This is a genomic window from Thermodesulfobacteriota bacterium (assembly GCA_034189135.1).
Classification (GTDB): Bacteria; Desulfobacterota; Desulfobacteria; order Desulfobacterales; family JAUWMJ01; genus JAUWMJ01.
Genome location: JAXHVO010000101.1, coordinates 1 through 7937, shown reverse-complemented (window position 1 = coordinate 7937; position 7937 = coordinate 1). Strand labels below are relative to the sequence as shown.

General features: G+C 43.0%; 9 protein-coding genes. 8 read left to right on the top strand and 1 reads right to left on the bottom strand.

Annotation, left to right across the window (positions count from 1 at the left end; genetic code table 11):
* The first annotated feature begins 56 nt into the window (after positions 1–56).
* Positions 57–800 carry a hypothetical protein gene (locus tag SWH54_14955; protein ID MDY6792558.1) on the top strand — a complete coding sequence of 248 codons (744 nt, stop codon included), beginning with the start codon at positions 57–59 and terminating at the stop codon, positions 798–800.
* A gap of 45 nt (positions 801–845) precedes the next feature.
* Here SWH54_14955 and SWH54_14950 read toward each other — a convergent pair whose 3' ends face one another.
* The gene (locus tag SWH54_14950; protein ID MDY6792557.1) at positions 846–992 is read right to left on the bottom strand and encodes a hypothetical protein; all 147 of its coding nucleotides are present in this window, start codon (positions 990–992) and stop codon (positions 846–848) included.
* 241 nt (positions 993–1233) lie between these two features.
* Here SWH54_14950 and SWH54_14945 point away from each other — a divergent pair, with 241 nt between their 5' ends.
* The 7 genes from SWH54_14945 (at position 1234) to SWH54_14915 (ending at position 7714) form a co-directional block, all read left to right on the top strand.
* Positions 1234–2739, top strand: coding sequence for a response regulator (locus tag SWH54_14945; GenBank protein ID MDY6792556.1), 1506 nt, complete (start codon positions 1234–1236; stop codon positions 2737–2739).
* Positions 2736–4118, top strand: coding sequence for a sigma-54 dependent transcriptional regulator (locus tag SWH54_14940; GenBank protein ID MDY6792555.1), 1383 nt, complete (start codon positions 2736–2738; stop codon positions 4116–4118). Before SWH54_14945 ends, SWH54_14940 begins: the two co-directional genes overlap by 4 nt.
* A 615-nt stretch (positions 4119–4733) precedes the next feature.
* The gene (locus SWH54_14935; GenBank protein ID MDY6792554.1) at positions 4734–5159 is read left to right on the top strand and encodes a response regulator; all 426 of its coding nucleotides are present in this window, start codon (positions 4734–4736) and stop codon (positions 5157–5159) included.
* A gap of 17 nt (positions 5160–5176) precedes the next feature.
* Entirely contained in the window at positions 5177–5770 is a 594-nt protein-coding gene (locus tag SWH54_14930) for a hypothetical protein (GenBank protein ID MDY6792553.1), read from the top strand.
* A 78-nt stretch (positions 5771–5848) separates the two neighbouring features.
* Positions 5849–6364: a hypothetical protein gene (locus SWH54_14925; GenBank protein MDY6792552.1), complete on the top strand. Its 516-nt coding sequence runs from the start codon at positions 5849–5851 to the stop codon at positions 6362–6364.
* Positions 6361–6894, top strand: coding sequence for a hypothetical protein (locus SWH54_14920; GenBank protein ID MDY6792551.1), 534 nt, complete (start codon positions 6361–6363; stop codon positions 6892–6894). Before SWH54_14925 ends, SWH54_14920 begins: the two co-directional genes overlap by 4 nt.
* Entirely contained in the window at positions 6875–7714 is an 840-nt protein-coding gene (locus tag SWH54_14915; GenBank protein MDY6792550.1) for a hypothetical protein, read from the top strand. The genes SWH54_14920 and SWH54_14915 overlap by 20 nt, the downstream gene beginning before the upstream one ends.
* Positions 7715–7937: the final 223 nt, after the last annotated feature.

Below are 7937 nucleotides of genomic sequence, written 5' to 3'. Positions count from 1 at the left end.
CTACTATAACTCCATTCGGCTGCATTCGACACTCGGTTATAAAACTCCGTTCGCCTATGAAAAAGAACAATGCCGCAAAGCGGCTTAACAAAAAGTGTCCGGTTTTACTTGACCACAACACCCTCGGCACGAAAGGGCTCGGAATAGAGGTTGATGTTGAGGATTCGCTTGACCTGGATTCATCGGTATCGGTCTTTAGGGTGGACGGCTTGTGGCGCTTTTCTCGCAACCTCCGCCACCGTTTGGATTTAGGTTGGTTCGATATTAGTCGCGATAGCACTACGACCTTGCTAGGGAATATTCAAATAGGTGATACTCTATTCCCTCTTGGTACCGAAGTAACTACTTCATTTGATTTACAGGTCTTTAAAGGGGCATATAGCTATTCATTTTTCCAGGACGACCGTATAGACCTGGGTGCATCTTTTGGTCTTTTTGTTATGCCCATTGATTTTAAAATAGACGCTTACGGGGCATTTGAGGGACATGAATCGGAGTCTATTACAGCACCGCTTCCAGTTTTGGGTTTGCGGGCCGATTTTGCCATTACTCCCAAGCTTTTTCTCAAATACAATGTTGATTTCTTTTATCTTGAAATGGGTCAATTTGAAGGTGCAATTACAGATAGTAATCTCGTTCTGGAGTATAATGCATTTAAGTATCTTGGTTTTGGGATAGGATTGGAACGTTTTAATATATATATCAAAGCAGAAGACGAAGATTACCCGAATATCGATTTCAACGGATCTTTTGAATTCAACTATTCCGGGCTGATGGTTTACTGCAAGGTTTATTTTTAAACACGGTCCTTAAATTTTCAAACATAGGCCAAATTTTCTTTCTTACTATTGCACGCCCACTTTCTTAGCGATTCGTTTTCCGATTGTTATATTCACCTTTTCTGTAAACACCTGATTCAGTATTAAAAAACCACATCCCTGGACAACGACAATGACCAGAATCGTAAATAGAGACATTAAAGTCCTCATCATTCCCCTCTTCCTTTATTTTATAACGACATAAGTGAACATACATCAAATCAAGAGATATTGTCAATTGTTGTTGGTATTAAGACCGGCAAAAGCCTAAGCAGAAATAAACGGACATGCCATTTGATAATTACATTTTTTTGTTCAGATATACAGGACGGAAACAGAAATGTTATTTTTAGCCTATTTTCAAACAGGGTCATTTTATGTTATAGAGATTAAAACTGATTTTTGAGGAGGAGAAATGCCCGATATCCCAAACGTGCTGGTGGTGGATGACGATCCGGAAATATGCAAATATCTGGAAGATATTCTGTCTCGAAAACCCTATAAAATCACCGTGGCGGATTGCGGCGGTGAAGCGATAAAACGTGTGAACCGGACCTCCTTTGATCTTGTTTTGCTCGACCTGTCTTTGCCTGATATGGAAGGATATAAGGTCATGGATCATATTAAACGAAAAAGCCCGGATTCGCTGGTCATCATCATTACCGGATTTGCCTCCATAGAATCCGCCATCAAGGCATTAAGAAAAGGCGCCTATGATTATATTAGAAAACCGTTTGAACAACAGGAATTGCTAACAACCACAGAAAATGCGCTTGAGAACAAAAGGCTTAGAGACAGCCGTAAAGAGTCGGAAGTTGCTTTGCGGGAAAGCGAGGAACGATTTCGTAACCTGGTGGAAAATTCATTGATCGGAATTTGCATTATCCAGGAAGATAAAATTGTCTACCATAACAGAGAGCAAGGCCATTTATTGGGGAAATTGCCGGATTCGTATCAAATCACTAAATTCGAATTTCTCCATCCGGATGATCTGGCTAAAGTGCAAAGGTTATATAAAGGCATGCGTTCCGGTAAAATAAAAACGGCTGAAACAGATTTCAGGTTCAGTCCTTCATGTAAGTTTTCCGATCAGGCAGATATAAAATGGGTGCAGTGCCATGCGAGCGTGTTCAATTATCAAGGCAAGGAATCCATACTGGTAAATATGATGGATGTGAGCCGGGCGAAGGAGTTGGAGTACCTGATCATGATCAAACACAAAATGGCCTCACTGGGGCGGGTTGCTGCCGGAATTGCTCATGAAATAAGAAACCCACTGACCGGCATCAACTCCTATTTATATACTTTGGAGGATCTTTGCGACAATGATACCTTTAGTCCAGAGAGCATTAAAATGATCAAAAAAATTGCCGGGCAAATCCAGACCGCATCCAATAAAATTGAGTCTGTGATCAAAAGGGTGCTCGATTTTTCCAAGCCCGGTACTCCTAAAATGATCAAGATCAACCTGAATCAATCTTTGTCGGAAGCCATTGATCTCTCCACAGCTACCTTGAGGAAAAAGGGGATTAAAATAGAAACATCTCTGGCTGATAATCTGCCGGAGTGCTATGGCGATGAGCACTTAATGGAACAGGTCATTTTAAACCTGATTAATAATGCCACTCAAATAATGAACGAAAAAGATGATAATAAAATGATAAAGGTGACCTCTCATTTTGAAAAACAAAGTCTTTTTATACGTGTGGCCGATTCCGGACCGGGCGTGCCTTTGAAGCTGAGAGAGAGAATTTTCGATCCATTTTTTACCACGCACCAGGATGGATCCGGTATCGGACTGAGTCTTGCTCAGAGAATTGTTGCCGACCACGGTGGCACGATTACTGTGGGTTCAAGCGAATGGGGGGGAGCCGAGTTTAGCATCGAGCTTCCGATTGAGAAAAGAATAGGCCCGAGATGACGAATTACTCTGTTTTTGTTGTGGATGATGAAGGGGTTTCCAGAGAAGGTGTCACCCTTGCACTGAAAAGAGAATACCAGGTTCAGGCATTTGCTTCAGCCGAGGCGGTGATCGATGCTTTGGAAAGCGATCCACCTGATCTGATTCTGCTTGATATCGGTCTGCCGGGGATGAGCGGAGTCGAGGCACTGAAGGTCATTAAACAAAAAAATCCTGAAATAATAGTCATTATGATTACTGCTTATGAGGATTTGGAAACAGTGATCAGTGCCATGAAACTCGGAGCTTATGATTACGTGGTAAAACCGCTTAAAATGGATTCTTTAATCGCCAATGTCCGGGTTGCCCTTGAAACGATCTCAATGCGAAAAGAGATCCAGCTTCTTCATGAAAAATATCTCAAAGAGAATCTGCCCTGCTTCATAGGCGAGAGCGATGCGATTTTAGATATTATGGAAATCGTAAAACGGGTAGCGGAAAGTTCGGATACTTCGATTCTTATTGTGGGAGAGACAGGCACAGGTAAAGAACTGATCGCCAAAGCCATACATTACCGGAGCCCTCATTTCAAAGGCCCGATAGTCAGTGTAAACTGTGCGGCCATTCCCAAAGAGCTTATTGAAAGTGAACTTTTCGGCTATGAAAAGGGGGCCTTTAGTGGCGCTCATGCATCCGGAAAAATGGGCCTGGTGGAAAAAGCGGCGGATGGCACGCTTTTTCTTGATGAAGTGGGAGATTTGAGTATGGCTGCCCAGGCAAAACTCCTGCGGTTTTTGGAAGAGGGTGAGTATTATCGTGTCGGTGGTACGCAAAAACATCGGGTACAACCCCGGATTGTTTCTGCGACCAACAGGGATTTGCCGAAAATGATCGAAGCCGGCAAATTCAGAGAGGATTTATATTACCGTCTGGCAGTGGTTAAAATAGAGATTCCATCTTTAAACCAGCGGCCGGATGACATTATCCCCATTGCGCAAAACTTTCTTTTGGAGTTCGGCCGAAAATTTGGCAAGATTTTCACCTATATTTCCCCCGATGCCGAAGCTGCGTTACAGAATCATCACTGGACCGGTAATGTTCGTGAACTGAAAAATATGCTTGAACGGGCGGTCCTAATGTCGGATGGGCCGGTGTTAAGGGCGGAAAATCTTGAGTTAAAACAAACCCATAGGAATGGACCGGACGTAAGGCCGGATAACATGCCGGTTATCCCTCCCCTGATTGCTTCAGGTATAAATTTCACTTCAATTCTTGACTCGCTTGAAAAATACTATTTTGATGCAGCACTTAAAATGGCTGACGGTAACGAAAGCAAAGCGGCAAGCCTTCTCGGGCTGACCAGAGATAAGTTTAGATACCGCAGAAAAAAACAACCCTGATGGCCAAGCAAAAAGGCTCATCTGCTGTGTTGTAGCGATTTTTCAGGAACTCGACATACTATATGTATAGTCTCACCCCTGAAAAACCGCTACGCCTTTTTATCCCGCTGCTTTTTAGCGGGGGTATATGAGCCTTTTTGCTTGGCCATCAAGTGTTTATTCAAAGACCTTTTGAAAACCGCCTAAACGATTTTTTATGGAAGGTTAGTTTCTCATCTTGAAACTACTCAGATGGGCAGGGTGAAGGCTGAAGACTGTAGGGTAAAAGCGCATTTTAAATCCATGTTTTATGCAAGAATCACATTCCGCCAACATACGACAATCGTTCTCTAATGATTCCTTCAGCCTAAACGGCTTCAGCCTTACTAGGTGAGTAGTTGCATCATCTTAAGCATTTCTTTTTTTAGTCATTCGCTGATATTGGGTTATTTCACCCAATTGAGCCTATTTACCCAATTAATTTGGGTCATTTCCCACAATATCCTTTTTCCCTGCGAAACGATTCGTCCAAAACGAATTCTATAACATACTGTAATTAAACAACATATATTATTTTATGCGGCTTTGGCACGGTATGTGCTATAACAGACAGTGGTTGGTAAAAAACGAGAAAAAATGGACCCATTTTCTAAAATAAAAACGATGAAAACACTGCTGATCGAAGATGATGAATTGATAAGAGATTCGCTGAGCATGGTATTTTTAAGCAAGGGTTGTTTTTTAATGGCGGTCGAATCTGCCGAAGACGGGCTTGGTGCCATGCAAAACAATCACTTCGATATTATTATTAGCGATTTTATTCTTCCGGGGATGAACGGCATCGATTTTTTTAAACAGTCAGTCATCAATCAGACGGATTCGACCAATGTGCTGATTGCGGGAAATATCAGTTCTGAGAAGTTGTCTGAAAAAAATGAGGCAAAGGTGCATGATTTCATTCAAAAACCATTTACGGTGACCGCCTTGGCACGTACTTTGGCTATTTTAACGGAAAAAAAAACAAATCAGCAAAATCCAATTGAAAATTTATTTAAAAAGTAAGTCAGGAGGAAGGCACAATGAAAACTAAGGCAACGACTATGAAAACAAAGGCAAGAATCACCTTATTTGGACTTGTATTGGTGATTGCTCTTTGCTATGTTAATTTCGCAAATGCGGAGAGTAATTTCGCAACAGGGGCCGGTGCAAGCGCAGACGCGAGGCTAAATTTTGAAATTGTAATACCCCCATTTGTTTATTTCAGGGTTGGCACGGCAGGGACAACCATTGATACAATCAATTTCTCCCCCACAGGTAATGATGTTGCTACAGGTGCTACAACAGCTGGTACAGGTGGTGATGCAGGTGGTGGAGCGGTGAATGTAGTTCTTATCAGTAATGGAGGCGACGTAGATATAACCCCATCTAATAACGGGGGTCTTACTAGTGGTGGCAATACTATTTCCTATTCTCAAATTAATACGAATGTTACAGGAAGTATAACAGCACCTACCTTAACCGATGCAGGCGGAAGTACAGAGACCATCCTCGCCAATGCCTCTGGTATTATTAATCTGACTTCTGTATGGAGTTACGAATATATAAATCCGGCAATCCCACCTGCGGTAGGTACTTATACCGATCAGGTAACTTACACTGCTGTGCTACCTTAAATACTTGAGTTGGGATGAAAAATTTAATAATATTAAACCCCGCTGCAGATTTTTTCTGCAGCGGGGCTGACTAAACCGATGCGACATCTTTTAATAGTCATTTTTCTGATTTTTATTTTTCAACCCGTCGCACATGCTGAAATTGTATTTAATTTGTGGGGTGCACCGGCTGAAGTAAGGATCAGGGTGGGCGCGGCAACAGGAATAACCACTGTTACCCACAATGTTCCGGCCACACAGGTGGGTGACGGCACCCCGGTCGCAGGCACACCGAGCAGTGTTCTGATAGAGGCTTCGGCCAGGCGGGCAAATATTTTTTCGGCTTTGTTCACAAACTTCATTGTAACTGCAGACTCATCCACCCCTCTGAGTAACGGCACCGACACCATTTCTTTTACAAACATCAGCTGGACCGCACAGGATGAGGATATCCCGTCGGGTCAATTTACCGGCTCGCCGGCACAGGTCATACTGAGTCCGACACGTGCATTTTGGCTCGTCAGGGACTGGCATACATTTTATTATAACAATACCCAGATTGTTCCCTACGGGACCTATACCGGAAGGGTGACCTATACGGTGTCTGTTCCATGATTTTCCCGAAACTACATATCGGTATTCAACGGCCCGAGAGATCACTGTTGTATAAAATTGTTTTTACCGCATCTGTCCTTCTTGCCATTTCTATTCCAATCCAGGCTGCAGAAGTTCTGGATGATTCTCAATCTCCAAAAAAGCACTTTAACGTTCGCTTTGAATGGGAAAAGCAGGAAAATTTATCCTCTTTAAGCAAAGATGAATTTTTCCTTTTAAAGGCCCATATACCTGATGTGGAAGTGCGGTTGAACACCTCAAACTATAGAGGGAAAAAGGCCCGAATCTATCTGGCCCTGCCCAGTCAAATAGACGGATTCAATGGCAGCCAGGGATTTTCCCTTACCTGGAAAACCACCGGTATTTTTGCTTCAGGTCAGACATCACCCGGCAACCGGGCTTTAATTTTTGAAGGGCTTATCGGCGCTTCTTTTTTGACTGAATTTTTTACCTTTACTTTAAAAATCGATGCAAACCGTTTAACCGGAAAACTACGCTATGCGCCTATCTATGAAATTGAATTGTACTAAACATACCCTGATTCCATTATCACTTCTTTTTATTATTTTAATCCTTGCCATGCCCTGCAAAACTAAAGGGGCTACATTTGCAGTACGCATAAGCCCACCCAATTTTGAGCTGAAGGGAAAACCGGGTGATGTGCTCAGAGAGGTGATTACCATTGAAAATGCAGATACCGCGCCGGGCATTTACCAGGTTCGAACCGCCGACTGGGAGCTCAATCAGCAGGGGGGTGTTGTTATCCATCCTGCGGAAAAACCACTGACCGCGGCGTCGTGTCGGCCGTGGACACGGATAGAGCGGCGAACCTTCAAGCTACTTCCTAAAAGGATCAAACGGTATCGTTTTGAAGTTCATATACCGGCAGATGCTCAGGATGGCGAGCGCAGATTTGCCGTGGTCATTTCACCTGCGCCGGAAACCATCGATAACATGAAGTTCGGAAATTTTAACGTACCTGTGGCTGGCGCCATTGCGGTGGTCGTTTATGTCACGGTGGGAAAGGCAAAACCGGAACTTGAATTTAAAGGGGTTGTTAAAAAAAAGACCGATGGAAAAACTTCACTGATAGTTGATCTGCACAACTGGGGAAATGCCCATGCCCGTCCGTCCGGCAGTGTCATTGCAAAAGACGCAGGCGGCAAAAAGGCCGAACTCCTTTTGTCGCCTTTTCCCATTTTACCAAAAGAAACTAGGGGTATCAGGTTGTTTGCAGACCAGGAAATATCGGGAATTGAGGATATAGAAGAATTGACTTTTCCCTTATATCTCAAAGGGTTGATCGAATGGGAAGGGGGGACCTATAAGGTGGACACAATGATAGAATAACAAATAAATCTGGTACTATTGCGTGAATCAGATACAAACGGCCAGGCAGAATTGATTAAGCCATGTTGTTCAGGTTACGGGTTACGAGTGGTGAAATGAATTCTACCCCAATTGAGCGAAAACTTATGCTGCTTTTTTAAATTCATTTTCGTTTAGAGTAGTACAAATGTTACGATAAAGTAATTCAGTTTCATTGTTCTTTGTCAATTCGATGACTTTTACA

Excerpts from the sequence above, each read along its gene's own strand:
- SWH54_14920 (MDY6792551.1), top strand. The coding sequence starts at position 6,361 with ATGATTTTCCCGAAACTACATATCGGTATTCAACGGCCCGAGAGATCA.
- SWH54_14925 (MDY6792552.1), top strand. The coding sequence starts at position 5,849 with ATGCGACATCTTTTAATAGTCATTTTTCTGATTTTTATTTTTCAACCC.
- SWH54_14915 (MDY6792550.1), top strand. The coding sequence starts at position 6,875 with ATGAAATTGAATTGTACTAAACATACCCTGATTCCATTATCACTTCTT.
- SWH54_14950 (MDY6792557.1), bottom strand. The coding sequence starts at position 992 with ATGATGAGGACTTTAATGTCTCTATTTACGATTCTGGTCATTGTCGTT.
- SWH54_14930 (MDY6792553.1), top strand. The coding sequence starts at position 5,177 with ATGAAAACTAAGGCAACGACTATGAAAACAAAGGCAAGAATCACCTTA.
- SWH54_14955 (MDY6792558.1), top strand. The coding sequence starts at position 57 with ATGAAAAAGAACAATGCCGCAAAGCGGCTTAACAAAAAGTGTCCGGTT.
- SWH54_14935 (MDY6792554.1), top strand. The coding sequence starts at position 4,734 with ATGGACCCATTTTCTAAAATAAAAACGATGAAAACACTGCTGATCGAA.
- SWH54_14945 (MDY6792556.1), top strand. The coding sequence starts at position 1,234 with ATGCCCGATATCCCAAACGTGCTGGTGGTGGATGACGATCCGGAAATA.
- SWH54_14940 (MDY6792555.1), top strand. The coding sequence starts at position 2,736 with ATGACGAATTACTCTGTTTTTGTTGTGGATGATGAAGGGGTTTCCAGA.